Source organism: Pseudodesulfovibrio aespoeensis Aspo-2, assembly GCF_000176915.2.
Classification (GTDB): domain Bacteria; phylum Desulfobacterota; class Desulfovibrionia; order Desulfovibrionales; family Desulfovibrionaceae; genus Pseudodesulfovibrio; species Pseudodesulfovibrio aespoeensis.
The window spans coordinates 1935048-1949883 of the sequence record NC_014844.1; the positions used below are offsets into that span (position 1 = coordinate 1935048).

15 protein-coding genes are annotated in these 14836 nt (G+C 64.4%); 9 read left to right on the forward strand and 6 right to left on the reverse strand.

The window, feature by feature from the left end:
- Nucleotides 1-27: 27 nt before the first annotated feature.
- The 3 genes from DAES_RS16945 to surE all read right to left on the reverse strand — a co-directional run bounded on the left by DAES_RS16945 (nucleotide 28) and on the right by surE (nucleotide 3370).
- A complete protein-coding gene (locus DAES_RS16945; protein ID WP_013514673.1) occupies nucleotides 28-1275 on the reverse strand; it encodes an EAL and HDOD domain-containing protein in 1248 nt (415 codons plus the stop codon).
- 270 nt (nucleotides 1276-1545) lie between these two features.
- Nucleotides 1546-2529: a type I glyceraldehyde-3-phosphate dehydrogenase gene (gap, locus tag DAES_RS08765; protein WP_013514674.1), complete on the reverse strand. Its 984-nt coding sequence runs from the start codon at nucleotides 2527-2529 to the stop codon at nucleotides 1546-1548.
- Nucleotides 2530-2608: 79 nt separating this feature from the next.
- Nucleotides 2609-3370 (reverse strand): 5'/3'-nucleotidase SurE, encoded by a 762-nt coding sequence (gene surE, locus DAES_RS08770; protein WP_013514675.1) that lies wholly within the window; start codon nucleotides 3368-3370, stop codon nucleotides 2609-2611.
- Between the two features lie 143 nt (nucleotides 3371-3513).
- Here surE and DAES_RS08775 point away from each other — a divergent pair, with 143 nt between their 5' ends.
- The 7 genes from DAES_RS08775 (at nucleotide 3514) to DAES_RS08805 (ending at nucleotide 8745) form a co-directional block, all read left to right on the forward strand.
- Entirely contained in the window at nucleotides 3514-4554 is a 1041-nt protein-coding gene (locus tag DAES_RS08775; protein WP_013514676.1) for a 3'-5' exoribonuclease YhaM family protein, read from the forward strand.
- Nucleotides 4530-5171: a dTMP kinase gene (gene tmk / locus DAES_RS08780; protein ID WP_013514677.1), complete on the forward strand. Its 642-nt coding sequence runs from the start codon at nucleotides 4530-4532 to the stop codon at nucleotides 5169-5171. The genes DAES_RS08775 and tmk overlap by 25 nt, the downstream gene beginning before the upstream one ends.
- A 175-nt stretch (nucleotides 5172-5346) precedes the next feature.
- Nucleotides 5347-6129, forward strand: a complete 783-nt coding sequence (locus DAES_RS08785) for an amino acid ABC transporter permease (RefSeq protein WP_157864829.1) — start codon at nucleotides 5347-5349, stop codon at nucleotides 6127-6129.
- A 192-nt stretch (nucleotides 6130-6321) separates the two neighbouring features.
- Nucleotides 6322-7164, forward strand: a complete 843-nt coding sequence (locus DAES_RS08790) for a transporter substrate-binding domain-containing protein (RefSeq protein WP_013514680.1) — start codon at nucleotides 6322-6324, stop codon at nucleotides 7162-7164.
- Between the two features lie 13 nt (nucleotides 7165-7177).
- Nucleotides 7178-8065, forward strand: coding sequence for an amino acid ABC transporter permease (locus tag DAES_RS08795; protein WP_013514681.1), 888 nt, complete (start codon nucleotides 7178-7180; stop codon nucleotides 8063-8065).
- Nucleotides 8066-8158: 93 nt separating this feature from the next.
- Entirely contained in the window at nucleotides 8159-8410 is a 252-nt protein-coding gene (locus tag DAES_RS08800; protein ID WP_013514682.1) for a glutaredoxin family protein, read from the forward strand.
- A gap of 2 nt (nucleotides 8411-8412) precedes the next feature.
- Nucleotides 8413-8745 carry a ferredoxin-thioredoxin reductase catalytic domain-containing protein gene (locus DAES_RS08805; protein WP_013514683.1) on the forward strand — a complete coding sequence of 111 codons (333 nt, stop codon included), beginning with the start codon at nucleotides 8413-8415 and terminating at the stop codon, nucleotides 8743-8745.
- 57 nt (nucleotides 8746-8802) lie between these two features.
- Here DAES_RS08805 and DAES_RS08810 read toward each other — a convergent pair whose 3' ends face one another.
- The 3 genes from DAES_RS08810 to trmFO form a co-directional block, all read right to left on the reverse strand.
- Complete coding sequence (locus tag DAES_RS08810) at nucleotides 8803-9882, reverse strand: M48 family metallopeptidase (protein WP_013514684.1); 1080 nt, start codon at nucleotides 9880-9882, stop codon at nucleotides 8803-8805.
- 117 nt (nucleotides 9883-9999) lie between these two features.
- Nucleotides 10000-11304, reverse strand: a complete 1305-nt coding sequence (locus DAES_RS08815; RefSeq protein ID WP_013514685.1) for an O-acetylhomoserine aminocarboxypropyltransferase/cysteine synthase family protein — start codon at nucleotides 11302-11304, stop codon at nucleotides 10000-10002.
- A gap of 108 nt (nucleotides 11305-11412) precedes the next feature.
- A complete protein-coding gene (gene trmFO / locus DAES_RS08820; protein ID WP_013514686.1) occupies nucleotides 11413-12741 on the reverse strand; it encodes a methylenetetrahydrofolate--tRNA-(uracil(54)-C(5))-methyltransferase (FADH(2)-oxidizing) TrmFO in 1329 nt (442 codons plus the stop codon).
- Between the two features lie 89 nt (nucleotides 12742-12830).
- Here trmFO and DAES_RS08825 point away from each other — a divergent pair, with 89 nt between their 5' ends.
- Both DAES_RS08825 and DAES_RS08830 read left to right on the forward strand, forming a co-directional pair.
- Nucleotides 12831-13793, forward strand: a complete 963-nt coding sequence (locus DAES_RS08825; RefSeq protein ID WP_013514687.1) for an ABC transporter ATP-binding protein — start codon at nucleotides 12831-12833, stop codon at nucleotides 13791-13793.
- Between the two features lie 12 nt (nucleotides 13794-13805).
- Nucleotides 13806-14759, forward strand: a complete 954-nt coding sequence (locus tag DAES_RS08830) for an ABC transporter ATP-binding protein (RefSeq protein ID WP_041271394.1) — start codon at nucleotides 13806-13808, stop codon at nucleotides 14757-14759.
- The last annotated feature ends 77 nt before the right edge of the window (nucleotides 14760-14836 follow it).

A 14836-nucleotide genomic window follows, 5' to 3' on the forward strand; every position in this document is an offset into this window, starting at 1 on the left:
GCCTTTTTTTGTGGTCGTATCCGCGCCCTACTTTCGCATGTGCGGAATCTGGCTGGCGGCCCAGGCGGACGCCTTCATGTACTGGGTCGCCGCCTGGGTGAAGCAGGCCCCGTACCGGCCCAGGATATCGTTGGCAATGGTCCAGTTGCCCAGCTCCACGGCCTCGGCCATGAGCAGCCAGTCACGAAACTCGTTGAGGGTGCCGCACAGGGCGGCCTTGATCTCGTCGTCGAGCGGGATGTTCTCCAGAGCCTTTTCCATGGGATGGGCGAGCAGTGCGTCGAGCAGGGAGAAGAGACCGAGCATGAACATGGTGCTCGACGAATGGGGAAAACCTTTGATGGTCCCGGCCAGTTTGCTCAGAAAACGCCCCCGTTGCAGGGCCATGTAAGCCAGTTCCTCGCCCTTGGGGGTGGTGTCCAGGTCGGTCATGACCACCACGGTGGTCCAGTGGCGAATCTCCTTGAGACCGAGCAGGGACACGGCCTGTTGGATGGACTTGATCTTGTTGCGCAAGCCAAACGAAGCGGAATTGATGTACTTGAGCATCCGGTAGCTCAGGGTGATGTCCGAGGCGATGATGGCCCCAAGCTCGTCCATCTCGCAATCCGGGTTGGCCAGTTCGCGCAGCAGTTGCAGCTTGGCCGTGGAGCTGGCGGCCAGGACCATGTCGTCGCGGGTCTGCGCCACGCCGAAGAACGGCCCCTGAAAATAGGCAAAACCCAGGGCGCGGGTGCCCTCGTAAGCCTCCCAGCTCGCCACGCCCGTGGCCAGCAGCTGGCCGCCGAAACGCTTGTATTCGGCCCGCAGCCTGACGATCTCGGGCGGGGTCTTGTCAGCCAGGGAGACTTTGATGATGTCCGCTTTTTCAAGCAGGGACGGGCAGCACGGCTTATCGGCGTCCACGGCCAACACGCCCCCGCGCTGGCGCAGGGAATCGGCAAAACCGGAACACCGTGGCGAGCCAGTCACCTGGGCGCACAGGCCGAACACGCACCTGTCCGCCACGTCCAGGCACGACTCGTCGAGGCACGCTTCCGAGGCGACATTCAGCAGGAGTTTCTTGTCGCGGACAAGGGTCTCGCCGCCCTGGTCCAGCGTGGACCTGTAGGCCGCGAGCACATCCGCCAGGGTGACGGGAGCGCCGTCGGGCCGGGTTGAGGCTCCGGGCCGCAGCTCGTATCCCCAGATGTCCTTGTTCCTGTCGAATATGGGCTGTCTGACGACGAGCAGCGGCGCTTCGTCCGATTCACACTGGGCAACGGCAACAACCATGGAAAAAGCCCTCCTCAACCGTGAACTGGAATAGTCACCACCGACCTTCGAACTGTTGACAAAAACCCATTATTCCATCCAAATAATAAAAATCACATGGGGTGTAAAGGGTTATAACGGCTCAAGATGACAATCTATAACACCTCGCGACGATGTGCAGGCAGCCGGGCGGCCTGACCCTGCCGCACGGCATGAACCGGACCGGGCGCGCAAAAAAAAGCCGCCCGGCTTGATGCCGAGCGGCTTGCCCATTCAAAGGGGATGGCAGGGCTAGAGCAGCCCGGCAGCCTTCCTGGTCAGGCGCAGAAGCTGGTTGGTGAACCCGGCCTCGTTGTCGTACCAGACGATCAGCTTGAGCTGGGTGGTGCCCATGACCCTGGTCAGGCCGCTGTCCACCACGCCGCCGAAGGTGGAGCCCATGAAGTCCACGGACACCAGCGGTTCTTCGGTGTAGCCCATGGAATCGTTGGCCGCCGCCTTGAGAGCCGCGTTGACCTCCTCGACGGTGGTCGGCTTCTTCAGCTCGCAGACCAGATCGACCAGCGAGACGTTGGGGGTCGGGACGCGGATGGCCATGCCGTCGAGCACGCCGTTGAGTTCGGGAATGACCAGCCCCACGGCCTTGGCCGCGCCGGTGGTGGTGGGCACCATGTTCACGGCGCAGGCGCGGGCGCGCCGCATATCCTTGTGGGAGCCGTCGAGGATGCGCTGGCTCATGGTGTAGGAGTGGACCGTGGTCATGATGCCGTGCCGGATGCCGAAGGTGTCGTTGATCACCTTGGCCACCGGAGCCAGGCAGTTGGTGGTGCAGGAGGCGTTGGAGATGATTGTGTGCTCGGGCTTGAGGGCGCTGTCGTTGACGCTCATGACCACCGTGATGTCCGCATCCTTGCCCGGCGCGCTGATGAGCACCTTTTTCGCGCCACAAGCCAGGTGCTTCTCGCAGCTGGCGCGGTCGGTGAACTTGCCGGTGGATTCGACCACGATGTCGCAGCCCATCGCGCCCCATTTCCACTCGCCCGGCGCGTCGCGGGTCACGGTCACGGCCTTGCCGTTGATCTTGAAGCCGCTCTTGGTGGGTTCCACGTCGAGGAACCGGCCATGGACCGAGTCGTATTTGAGCAGGTGGGCAAGGTCCTCGTTGGAGGCGCGGGCGTTGACCGCCACCAGTTCCAGGTCGCTCTCTCCTGCCAGCAGGCGCGTGAGGTATCGCCCTATCCGTCCAAAACCGTTGAGACCGATTTTCGTCGCCATGTCAGCTCCTCCTGGGTGTGCTGTTGTAAACATCTTTTCCGGGCAATGACGCAAACAATACGTCCGCAATGGCTTTCCGTCAACGGGAGGCGGAAAAATTCCTCGCCAGCACGTCAAGGGCCTCGCGGTCCGTGAAATCGAAATGAAGCGGCGTCAGGGTGATGTGCTTTTTGGTCAGCAGCGCCCGGTCGCAGTCCGGGCTGATGCGCTCGGGCGGGATGGCCCCGTCGAGCCAATAGTACGGCCTGCCGCGCGGGTCGGTGCGGGCGTCGTACCAGTCGCGATAGGATGCACTGGTGTGCGGGCAGACCGTCAGCTCGCGCGCCTCTGCGATGGGACAGGCGGGGAAATTGAGGTTCATGACGCACTTGGGCGGCAGGTCGTCCCAGGGAATCCTGGGCAGCAGTCGCGCGCAGTAGCGGGCCTGGCCGGAAAGGTCCACGGGATTGAAGTCGTCCATGGACACGGCCATGGAGGGAATCTCCATCAGCGCGCCTTCGGTGGCTGCCGAGACCGTGCCCGAATAAAGGATGTCCACGCCCACGTTGGCCCCCGCGTTGATGCCCGAGAGGACCAGATCGGGCGGGGTGTCGAGCAGGGTGGACAGGGCCAGCTTGACGCAGTCCACGGGCGTGCCGTGGACGCCCTGCCCCCGAAAGCCGTTCTCGCGGAACTCCCTGACCCGAAGCGGCATGGACAGGGTCACGGCGTGTCCCACCGCAGACTGCTCGGTGACCGGGGCGACCACGCGCACGTCGTGCCCGGCCTCGACCAGGGCGAAATACAGGGCGCGCAGCCCCACGGCCTGGATGCCGTCGTCATTGGCGAGAAGTATCTTCATGCAATCTCCGTGGTGGCTTGATTTGACAATCCGAGTGAAATCAGGTTCATAAACCGGAGCGGGCGCGACCGTCCGCACCCTGCCCGCAGGCCGCCCCCAAGCCGGGTCCGGCCTGGGAGGCGAGGTACATCAACATCAACGACATGGCAAGGCACGTGACCAAAAAGTCGCAATATATCCAAGACCTGACGACCGGAACACGGGTGGACGACCGGTTCATCCTGGCCGCCGCGTCCCTGGCACAATCCCGGAACGGCCCGTACTGGAGTCTGACATTTCAGGACGCCACTGGCAAGATCGACGGCAAGATATGGAGCCCCAAGAGCCAGGAATACCCAGCCCTGGAACCGGGCCAGATGACCCGCGTGCTCGGCTTTGTGGAGAGCTACCGGGACAGGAACCAGCTCAAGGTCGATCACCTGGAGCTGCTCGACATCGGCCCGGACGAGGTGGATTTCGCAGACTTCCTGCCCACCTCGGCCACGCCCCCGGCCCGGCTCATGGAGATGCTCGAAGACCTGATCACCGAGCACATGCGGCACAAGCCATGGCGCTCGTTTTGCCGCAACGTGCTGGGCAGCGGGGAGGTCAGGGAACGGTTCATGACCGCGCCGGGAGCCAAGACGGTCCATCACGCCTATGTGGGCGGCCTGCTCGAACACACTCTGGGCGTGGCCAGGGCCTGCATGGCCCTGTGCGATGTCTATCCCGGTCTTGACCGGCAGACCCTGCTGGCCGGGGCCATCTTCCACGACCTGGGCAAGGCGTGGGAACTGACTGGCGGGCTGGCCAACGACTACACCGATGAAGGCAGGCTGCTCGGCCACATCCAGATCGGACAGGACAAGCTCGAACCCTTTCTCAAGCGCAGCAAGCATCTCGACGAGCCGCTCAAGCTGCACCTCAAGCACCTGATCACCAGCCACCACGGCGAGCATGAGTTCGGCTCCCCGGTGCGGCCCAAGACGCCAGAGGCATTCGTGCTGCACTTTGCCGACAACATGGACGCCAAGCTGAACATCATTGATCAGGCCTACGAGGACATGGAAAGCACCGGCCAGCAATGGTCCCCCTACCTGCGCTTTCTCGAGCGCAACGTCTACCGGACACCGACCACGCCCGATTCGGCCAAAAAGAAGCACGACATCCCGGAGAACCAATGTTTATTACCTTTGAAGGCATAGAAGGCACGGGCAAGACCACGCAGATCGCGCGGCTCAAGGAGTATTTCGAGAGCCGGGGCCGGGCGGTCCACCTGACCAGGGAGCCGGGCGGCAGCCGTGTCGGACGCGAGCTGCGCCAGATGCTCCTGCATGTGGACAACGCGGACCTGACGCCCATCACCGAGCTTTTTCTCTACCTGGCCGACCGCGCCCAGCATGTGGCCCAGGTCATCCGGCCCCAGCTCGAAGCGGGCCGGGTCGTCCTGTGCGACCGGTTCGCGGACTCGACCATCGTCTACCAGGGCTTTGGGCGCGGCCTGGACACCGCCATCCTCAAACAGCTCAACGAGGTGGCCGTGGACGGGGTCTGGCCCGACCTGACCATTGTCCTGGACATCGACCCGGAAGTGGGGCTCAAGCGGGCCACCCTGCGCAACCTCGACGACGGCAAGGCCAAAGAGGAAGGAAGATTCGAGGCCGAACACATCTCGTTTCACCGGCGCATCCGCGAGGGGTACCTGACCTGGGCCGCGCTGAACCGCGACCGCATCAGGGTGGCCGACGCCTCGGCCACGCCGGACGAGGTCTTCGCACGCGTCAAGGCACTCATCGAAACCCATCTGCCCGACCTGGCCTGACGCCGCCCGCGCCCTCCCGCCGCCAACCGGTTGCGCCAAAAGAGGCAGGCCGTGTGGATTCTTTTCCCGATTGTGCTATGGTGGCCCCAGGCAAAGGCACTTATTCAGCACAACACGTTGACCCAACTGGAGAAGGATGACGCAACCAAGGGACGTCAGGCCACCCAGACACCGGATGATTTCCCGCACCGCCCTGGCGGACACCGGGCTGTATCTGTGCGTCATGGCCGGACTGGTCTGGCTGCTGGCCGAAGGCACCCGGCAGTCGGGTTACAACTGGCAGTGGTACCAGATTCCCAAGTACCTGTGGCGGGTCACGGACCAGGGATTCGTCTGGGGGCCGCTCTTGCAGGGGCTGGGCGTCACCCTGCGCATCACCGCCCTGAGCATGGGGCTGATGCTCGGCATCGGCCTGATCACGGCGCTCATGCGCATGTCCTCCTCCCTGGCAGCGCGCGGGGTGGCCAGGGGCTACATGGAGCTGATCCGCAACTCCCCCCTGCTCATCCAGATATTCTTCATCTACTTCGTCATCGCGCCCATCCTCGACATCTCGGCCTTCTGGGCCGCGATCATCGCCCTGAGCCTGTTTGAGGGCGCCTACGCCTCGGAGATCCTGCGCGCGGGCATCAGCTCCATCGCCTCCGGCCAATGGGAGGCAGCGCAGAGCCTGGGCATGAGCCCCTATGCCATGTACCGGCACATCATCCTGCCCCAGGCCGTGCGCCGCGTCCTGCCGCCCCTGACCAGCCAGGCCGTGTCCCTGGTCAAGGATTCGGCCCTGGTCAGCACCATCGCCATCATGGACCTGACCCAGCAGGGCCGGATGATCGACGCCGAAACCTTCCTGACGTTCGAGATCTGGTTCACGGTCGCCGCCGTCTATCTGGCCGTCACCCTCGCCCTGTCGGGCACGGTGCGGCTGCTGGAACGGCGCTATGCCGGCCTCAGGCCGTAACCGCAACCATCGGCCCTTGGCCGTAACCGCAACCAAAGGAGAATCCCCCATGACCATCTGGAGAACGATCAAGACCGACAAGGGCGTCATGATTGCCATTCTGGGCGTGTCCCACGTCACCTTCGCCCAGGCATCGTGCAAGCAAGACCACACCATCACCCCGGCCTGAAGAGCCGGAAAGGAGCCCTTTCCATGAAGACAGTCCGTTTCACCCCCCTGGCCGCCCTGCTGGCCCTTGTCCTGCTGGCCTCTGGCTGCGGCCAGACCCCCCAGGAGCAATCCGCCACTTCGAAAACCCAGGACCAGACGAGTCAGATCGAATCCATCCTCAAGCGCGGGGCCATCAGGGTCGGCTTCGACACCTTCAAGCCCTGGGCCATGAAGGACAAGGACGGCAACTACATCGGCTTTGAGATAGAGGTTGCCCAGAGGTTGGCCAAGGACATGGGCGTGGAGATCGAATTCGTGCCCACCAAGTGGTCCGGCATCATCCCGGCCCTGCTCACCGACAAGTTCGACATCATCATCGGCGGCATGTCCGTGACCCCGGCCCGCAACCTCAAGGTGAATTTCTCGATCCCCTATGAATTCTCGGGCATGTCCATCGTGGCCAGCAGCGCGCTGGCGGGCGGGCGGACCACCCTCGACCAGTTCAACACCCCGGACACGACCATCTCGGTCCGCCTGGGCACCACCGCCGCCGAGGCGGCCAAAAACTTCCTGCCCAAGGCGAACATCCTTTTCTTCGACGAGGAATCCCAGACCATCCAGGAACTGCTCAACGAACGCGTCCACGCCCTGGTGGCGTCGAGCCCGCTGCCGGGCAATCTGGCCGCAGAGTATGCGGACAAGCTTTACCTGCCCCTGAGCGGGGACTTCAGCAGCGAGCCCATCGCCTTTGCCGTGCGCAAGGGGGACCAGGACTTCCTGAACTGGCTCGACAACTGGGTGCGCGTGACCATGAGCACGGGATGGCTGCAAAACCGCTACCACTACTGGTTCGCCACCAGCGAATGGGAAAGCCTGCTCCAGTAGCGGATACGCCGAGGTGAAACCAAAGGACATCCAGGCAATCCGGCTCACCCCGCTCGACATCGCCATTGCCGCGATTGTTGCGGCGGGGATCGGCTACGTGGCCTACCGGGCCGCCACCGGACTGAACTACCACTGGCGGTGGGACATGGTCTGGCACTACCTGCTGCGCTACGACGAGACCGCCGGGGCGTGGCAGCCCGGCCTGCTGACCGAGGGGCTGATCACCACCCTGCGCTTGAGCCTCTGGGCCGGCGTGCTGGCGACCGTGGTCGGCATGGCCGTCGGGCTGATGCGGACCAGCCCCCGGCTGTTCAACCGTCAGCTCTCCACCACCTATGTGGGGCTGATCCGAAACACTCCGCCCCTGGTGCTCATCTTCGTCTTCTACTTCTTCATCGGCGACCAGATCATGCTCTGGCTGGGCGTGGACGACTTTGTCCGCGCCCTGTCCGATGAGGCCAGGAGCAACCTGGCCTGGTTTTTTGGCAGGATGGACCGGTTTCCGCGCTTCCTGTCCGCCGTGGTCACCCTGGCCCTGTTCGAGGGGGCGTACATCGCCGAGATCGTGCGGGCGGGCATCCGGTCCGTTGAGCGGGGCCAGTGGGAGGCGGCCACGGCGCTGGGCATGAGCCGGACCAGGGCCATGCGCCACATCATCATGCCCCAGGCCCTGCAACGGATGTTGCCAGCACTGGCCGGACAGTTTATATCCATCATCAAGGACTCGGCCATTGTCTCGGTCATCTCCATTGAGGAACTGACCTTCCAGGGCCAACAGATCATGACCACGACCTACCGCGGCTTCGAAATATGGACCACCGTGCTGGCCATGTATTTTGTCCTGACCTTTGCCTGCTCCCTGGCCGTGCGCAAGCTTGAAGTCGCGCTCTCGCGGCAGTGACGACACACCGGGAGACTTGCGGCCCGGCATCAAAACCCACGGCCCTGCCCCTGAAACCAGACATCCAACCATCCCAACACGGAGGCCAAGCATATGAGCGACGAAGTCAAGTTGTACGCCCTCTCCACCTGCATCCACTGCCGCAACGCCAAGAAATACCTCGACGAATGCGGCATCAAGTATAAATGCGTGCATGTGGACGAACTGACCGGTGAGGAGCGCAAGAGGATCGTGCAGGAAGTCAAGGGACACAACCCGGCAGTCTCCTTTCCCACCATCGTCATCAAGGACAAGGTCATTGTCGGCTTCCACAAGGACCAGATCGACGAAGCCATGAAGGGGTAGCCATGAACGCCAAACAACTCTACGAACAACTCAAAAAGCTTCAGGAACCCAAGGGATATTATTTCAACAAGGACATGGACATGACCATGCCCCTGATGGAAAGCCTGATCACCAACAAGCAGCGGCTGGGCTACATGGCCTGCCCCTGCCGGCTGGCCAACGGCGACTTTCAGAGCGACCGGGACATCGTCTGTCCCTGCGTCTATCGCGAACAGGACGTGGCCGAGTACGGAGCCTGCTTCTGCGGCCTGTACGTCAGCCGGGAGTTCAACGAGGGAACCATCGAGAAACAGATCGTGCCCGAGCGGCGGCCCCCGGAGAAGATCCTCTTCTGACCCCGGACACAGGCCGAACTCCAGAATAACGAAGACCCCGCTGAGCGGGGTCTTCGTTCATCGGGTCGCGGTTTTCTTGAACTCCGGCAGCAGTGCGCGGCCCGCCTCCCGCTTGGCCTTGATCTCCTTGACGCATTCCTCAAGGAAGACCGTGCGCGAGGCCGAGGTGGGATGCGAGGAGGCGTGGCTGATGGAGTACGGGTTGTTGGCTCCCATGCGCCGCCAGAATTTGGGGGTCTCGGTGGAATCGTAGCCGCCCCGCTCCATGAAATAAATGCCCACGTAGTCGGCTTCCTGCTCGAATTCCTGGCTGTAGGCCATGGTCCCCGCGTTGGTGAAGGCGTTGGAATACACGCCGGTAATGCCCGCGATGATGCCGTCAACGGCAGCGCCGAGCATCTGGTTGCCCGAGGCCTTCACCCCGTGCTCCAGGACGTTGTGCGCCAGTTCGTGGCCCACGATCAACGCGATTTCCGCGTCCGTCTCCGTGAACTTGAGCAGCCCCTTGTTGACGATCACCGTATCACCGGTGGCCAGGGCGTTGATCTCCTCGGAATCGTCCATGATCACGGGATAGCCGCAACACTGGGCCGGAATGGCTTCCACCAGCCGGGGCGCCCCGTCGCGCTCGATCCAGAACGATACGGGACGGCCATGCTTGAGGGCAGCGTCCAAACGCTCGTGAAACGTGTCATAGCACTTCTTGCCCGGCTCGATCTTCACGCCGTTGACCATCAGTATCCGGTCGCCCTTGCGCAATCCCGCTGCCTGGGCCGGCGTGGCCTCGTAGACCCTGGTCACGGTGACATGCTCGTTCACGCCGAGCACCTCCCGATAGGCCTGCCGCCACTCGGCGGCGTACAGGTCCTCAGAGGCAGTCTCCATGCCGAGATACCAGGTGACCCGGTCGCCGCACAGCGGCAACCCGTTGACCAGCACGGGCAGCGACACCCGGCTCAACCGGTCGGCGAGCTCGGTCCGCTCCTCCGCGGCCATCCGGCGCTGCACCCCGGCCTCCTGGGATGTCAACATCGGGTCCACTGTGGGCCGCGTTGTCACCGAAGCGCACCCCTGCATCTGCAATGACGCGGCCAGGAGCAGCATCAAACACACGAGCCAGATTTTCGAAACGCCCACGACCCACTCCTTGAAATCGGGTATGCGACAACACATAAAAATCGCCTACACCATCCCACAGGAAAAGGAAACGGAAAATCCCGGATTTCTCCGGGATTTCCTTGATGCGTAGAGCTGTTACCGCGACTTGGCCAGGGCCTGATCGAGGTCGGCTATGATGTCCTCCACGTCCTCGATGCCCACGGAGATGCGGATCAGGTCGGGCGGCACGCCCGCGGCCAGCTGCTCCTGCGGGGTGGACTGGGAGTGCGTGGTCGAGGCCGGGTGGATGACCAGGGTCTTGGCGTCCAGGATGTTGGCCAGATGCGAGCAGAGTTTGACCGACTCGATGAACCGCTGCCCGGCCTCAAGCCCGCCCTTGACCCCGAAGCCGAAGACCGCGCCCGGCCCCATGGGAAAGGTGGTCATGGCCCGCGCGTGATCCTTGTGGCTTGGCAGCCCGGCGTAGTTGACCCAGGCCACGGCATAGTGCGTGTTCAGGAACTCCGCCACCTTGCGGGCGTTCTCGCAGTGGCGCTGGGCGCGCAGGGGCAAGGTTTCCAGCCCCTGGAGGATGAGAAAGCTGTTCATGGGCGCCAGGGCCGCGCCCGTGTCGCGCAGCAGGCCGATGCGCGCCTTGATCGTCAGGACCGGGCAGGGTTTGCCCTGCGCCCCGCCCAGGGCCTCCCAGAGGTTGACCCCGCCGTAAGTCGGGTCCGGCCCGGTCAGTTCGGGGTATCTGCCCGTCGCGCCCCAGTCGAAACCGCCCTGCTCCATGATGGCCCCGCCGATGGCCGTGCCGTGGCCGCCAATGATCTTGGTCAGGGAGTAGACCAGGATGTCGGCCCCGAAATCGAACCCGTTGAAAATGGGCGGCGGCGAGACCGTGGCGTCGAGGACAAAGGGCAGGCCGTGGGCATGGGCCACGTCGGCGATGCCCCGGAGGTCGTCCACGTTGCAGCGCGGGTTGCCGATGGATTCCGAGTAGACGAGGCGCGTGTTCCCGTCGATGGCCGCCGCGAAGTTGGCCGGATCGGACGAATCCACGAACCGCGCCTCGATGCCGAACCGCCTGAGGGTGTGCTCGAACAGGGTCTGGGTGCCGCCGTAGAGGTTGGAGCCGGTGACGAAATTCTGCCCGGCCGAGACGATGGTGGTCACGGCATAGAAGATGGCGGCCATGCCCGAGGCCACGGCCAGCGCCCCTGCCCCGCCGTGCAGCGCGGCCAGCCGCTGTTCCAGCACGTCGGTGGTCGGGTTCATCAACCGGGTGTAGATGTACCCCGGCTCCTTGAGGGCAAAGAGGTTGGCCGCATGCTCGGTGTCGCGAAAGACGTAGCTGGTGGTCTGGTGGATGGGCACGGCCCTGGAGCCGGTGTCGGTGTCGGGCGTATGCCCGGCGTGCAGGGCCAGGGTTTGCGGTCCCAGATGGGTTTCGGCCATGATCATGCTCCTGTAGCTAAGAGAATGCGGCCCGCCGCTGCGGGCAATCCTTCAAGCCCACCATGCGCAAAAGCCGTGCTTTAGGCAAGACCCGCCCCACTGGCCCGGTCAGTCGGCCAGCCCGGTCTGGCCGAGCCAGGCGGCAAAGGCTTCCTGGGCGCGAACGCCGTAGGCTTCCTTGCGGAACTTCTTCTTCATCTTTCCGGTCAGCCCCGGCATCAGCCCGAAATTGACGTTGGACGGCTGGAACCGCTTGTCAGGCCTTGTGGACAAATGGCCCAGGAGCGCGCCCAGAGCCGTTTCGACCGGCGGCTTGACCACGGACACGCCGGAGAGCCGCCGGGCCAGCGACAGCCCCACCCAGAGGCCGCAGGCCGCTGATTCCAGATAGCCCTCGACCCCGGAGATCTGCCCGGCCAGGAAGAAACCGGACCGCGCCTTGAGTTGCAGGTCCGCGTCCAGCACATCGGGCGCGTTGACATAGGTGTTGCGATGAATGGAGCCGAGGCGCAGGAATTCGACATTTTCAAGACCGGGAATCATACGGAAGATGCGTTTTTGTTCCGGGTACTTGAGCTTGGTCTGAAAGCCCACGAGGTTGAAGGCGGTCTTGTCCTGGTTCTCGGTGCGCAGCTGGACCACGGCATAGGGGCGCTCGCCGGTCTTCGGGTCCACCAGCCCCACGGGCTTGAGCGGACCAAAGGCCAGCGTCATCTCGCCGCGCTCGGCCATGGCCTCCACGGGCAGGCATCCCTCGAAGTGGACCTCCTGCTCGAAGTCGCGCGGCTGGACCTTGTCGCCCGCCAGCAGCGCGGCCACAAAACCCTTGTATTCGTCCTCGCTCATGGGGCAGTTGAGATAGTCGTCGTCCTCGGGCTTCCAGCGCGAGCCCCAGAACGCCTTGTCGAAATCAATGGACTCCCGCGTCACGATGGGCGCGATGGCGTCGTAGAAATAGAGCCGCTCGTCGCCCACGAGCCCGATCAGGCTGGCGGTCAGCGACTGGCTGGCCAACGGTCCGGCGGCCACGACCACCGCATCGGCCCCGGCCAGTTCCGGAGCGTCGAGGTCGGCGATCTCGCGGCGGATGACCGTGATCTGCGGATGCTCCCCGATCCTGCGGGTGATGAAGTCCGAAAAAAGCGCCCGGTCCACGGCCAGCGCGCCGCCCGCCGGAACCCTGGTGGCGTGGGCCGCCTCCATGATCAGGCTGCCCAGGCTTTCCATCTCGTCCTTGAGCAGGCCGATGGCCGCTGCCGGGCCGGTGGCGCGAAAGGAGTTGGAGCAGACCAGCTCGGCCAGCCCGTCCTCGGTGTGCGCTTCGGACCGCTTGTCCGGCTTCATTTCGTAGAGCTCCACAGACACCCCGGCCCGGGCCAGCTGCCAGGCGCAGTCGCATCCGGCCAGCCCGCCGCCGATGATCACAACCCGTGCCATTTCATATCCCCGATATCGTTTACGTTCGCCGGAATATGCCGTATATGGGACAAAATGGCGAACCAGTGAAAAGTCCGGTGGAACAAAGAATGAGCGACACGCTTCTGGACATACGCGGGCTGACGACCCGCTTCTCCTCCCCGCAAGGCATCGCCAAGGCGGTGGATACCGTCAGCCTCTCCCTAATGCAAGGAGAAACCCTGGCCGTGGTGGGCGAGTCCGGGTGCGGCAAGACCGTGCTCGCCCTGTCCATCCTCGGTCTGGTGCCCGACCCTCCGGGCCGGGTCACGGACGGGAGCGTCCTCTACCAGGGGCGCGACCTGCTCGACATGGACGAGTCCGAGCTGCGGCGCATCCGGGGCAACCAGATTTCCATGATCTTCCAGGAGCCCATGACCGCGCTCAACCCGGTCTTCCGCATCGACGACCAGATCGCCGAGCCGCTTCGGCTGCACCAGCGGCTGGACCGGCGCGCCGCCCTGGCTGGGGCCGTGGACGCCCTGGCCCTGGTGGGCATTCCCAATCCGGCCAAGGTGGCCCGCGCCTATCCACACGAGCTGTCCGGCGGCATGCGCCAGCGGGTGATGATCGCCATGGCCCTGGCCTGCAACCCGGCCATACTCATCGCGGACGAGCCGACCACGGCACTCGATGTCACGGTCCAGGCCCAGATTATCGACCTGATGAACGACCTCAAGGCGCGCATGAACGGCTCGCTCATGCTCATCACCCACGACCTCGGCGTGGTGGCGCGCATGGCCGGGCGGGTGGCGGTCATGTACGCGGGCAAGGTGGTGGAGCTGTGCGACGTGGGGCCGCTCTTCGCCAAACCGCTGCATCCCTATACCCAGGGGCTGCTCGCCTCGGTCCCGGTGCTGGGCGACCGCACCGAGCTGAACCCCATCCCCGGCATCGTGCCCGGCATCTTCGACCTGCCCGAGGGGTGCCGCTTCCGGCCGCGCTGCCAACGCGCCTTTGACCGCTGCACGACCCTGCCGCCGCTCCTGGAGGCCGAGCCGGGCCGTCAGGTGCGCTGCTGGCTCTACGAATAGGAGGACGCCGCCATTTCCGCCTTTCTCCAACTCATCGATGTGGGCAAGCATTTCAAGGTCACCAGCGGCCTGCTGGGGCTGAAGACCGACCTGGTGCGCGCCGTGGACGGCGTCAGCCTGACCGTCAACCGGGGCGAAACCCTTGGGCTGGTGGGCGAATCGGGCTGCGGCAAGTCCACCCTGGCCAAATGCGTCATGGGCCTCGACTCCCTGAGCGCGGGCCGCATCGTCTTCCAGGGCCGCGACGTGGCCGACTGGCCCGAGAAGGAACTGCGCCGCAAGATGCAGATGATCTTCCAGGACCCCTACTCGTCCCTCAACCCGCGCCAGAAGATCGGCTCCATCATCCGCGAAGGGCTGGACATCCACGCCATCGGCACCAGGGCGCAGCGGCGCGCCAGGGTGGAGGAACTGCTGGGCCTCGTGGGCCTGCGACCGGAACACGGCTCACGCTACCCCCACGAATTCTCCGGTGGCCAGCGCCAGCGCGTGGCCGTGGCCCGGACCCTGGCTCTGAACCCGGATCTGATCGTCTGCGACGAGCCTGTCTCGGCGCTCGATGTTTCGGTCCAGGCCCAGATTCTGCGGCTGCTCAAGTCCCTACAGACCCGGCTCGACCTGACCTACGTCTTCATCTCCCATGATCTGTCCGTGGTCAGCCACATCGCGGACCGGGTGGCTGTCATGTACCTGGGCCGGATCATGGAATTCGCCCCGGCGGCGACCCTGTTCGCCACGCCCAGGCACCCCTACACCGAGGCCCTGCTCTCCGCCGTGCTCACGCCCGATCCCACGCGCCGGACCGAGCGCATCCCCCTGCACGGCGAACTGCCGAGCCCCATGAACCCGCCCGATGGCTGCCCCTTCCACCCCCGCTGTCCCAAGGCGTTCGACCGCTGCCCCAAGGAGCGGCCCGAACTCCGGGAAGTGGCCCCCGACGTCCAGGTGGCCTGCTGGCTCTCTTGACGGGTCTGTCATGCCCCGATGATGCGCCAACTGTACCTGTACACGGTCAGGCCGAGGGGCTATCATCCACACTTGAT

Bases quoted from the DNA above. Each gene is read 5' to 3' on its own strand.
- DAES_RS16945 (WP_013514673.1), bottom strand. From the start codon at position 1,275: ATGGTTGTTGCCGTTGCCCAGTGTGAATCGGACGAAGCGCCGCTGCTC.
- gap (WP_013514674.1), bottom strand. From the start codon at position 2,529: ATGGCGACGAAAATCGGTCTCAACGGTTTTGGACGGATAGGGCGATAC.
- surE (WP_013514675.1), bottom strand. From the start codon at position 3,370: ATGAAGATACTTCTCGCCAATGACGACGGCATCCAGGCCGTGGGGCTG.
- DAES_RS08775 (WP_013514676.1), top strand. From the start codon at position 3,514: ATGGCAAGGCACGTGACCAAAAAGTCGCAATATATCCAAGACCTGACG.
- tmk (WP_013514677.1), top strand. From the start codon at position 4,530: ATGTTTATTACCTTTGAAGGCATAGAAGGCACGGGCAAGACCACGCAG.
- DAES_RS08785 (WP_157864829.1), top strand. From the start codon at position 5,347: ATGATTTCCCGCACCGCCCTGGCGGACACCGGGCTGTATCTGTGCGTC.
- DAES_RS08790 (WP_013514680.1), top strand. From the start codon at position 6,322: ATGAAGACAGTCCGTTTCACCCCCCTGGCCGCCCTGCTGGCCCTTGTC.
- DAES_RS08800 (WP_013514682.1), top strand. From the start codon at position 8,159: ATGAGCGACGAAGTCAAGTTGTACGCCCTCTCCACCTGCATCCACTGC.
- DAES_RS08805 (WP_013514683.1), top strand. From the start codon at position 8,413: ATGAACGCCAAACAACTCTACGAACAACTCAAAAAGCTTCAGGAACCC.
- DAES_RS08815 (WP_013514685.1), bottom strand. From the start codon at position 11,304: ATGGCCGAAACCCATCTGGGACCGCAAACCCTGGCCCTGCACGCCGGG.
- trmFO (WP_013514686.1), bottom strand. From the start codon at position 12,741: ATGGCACGGGTTGTGATCATCGGCGGCGGGCTGGCCGGATGCGACTGC.
- DAES_RS08825 (WP_013514687.1), top strand. From the start codon at position 12,831: ATGAGCGACACGCTTCTGGACATACGCGGGCTGACGACCCGCTTCTCC.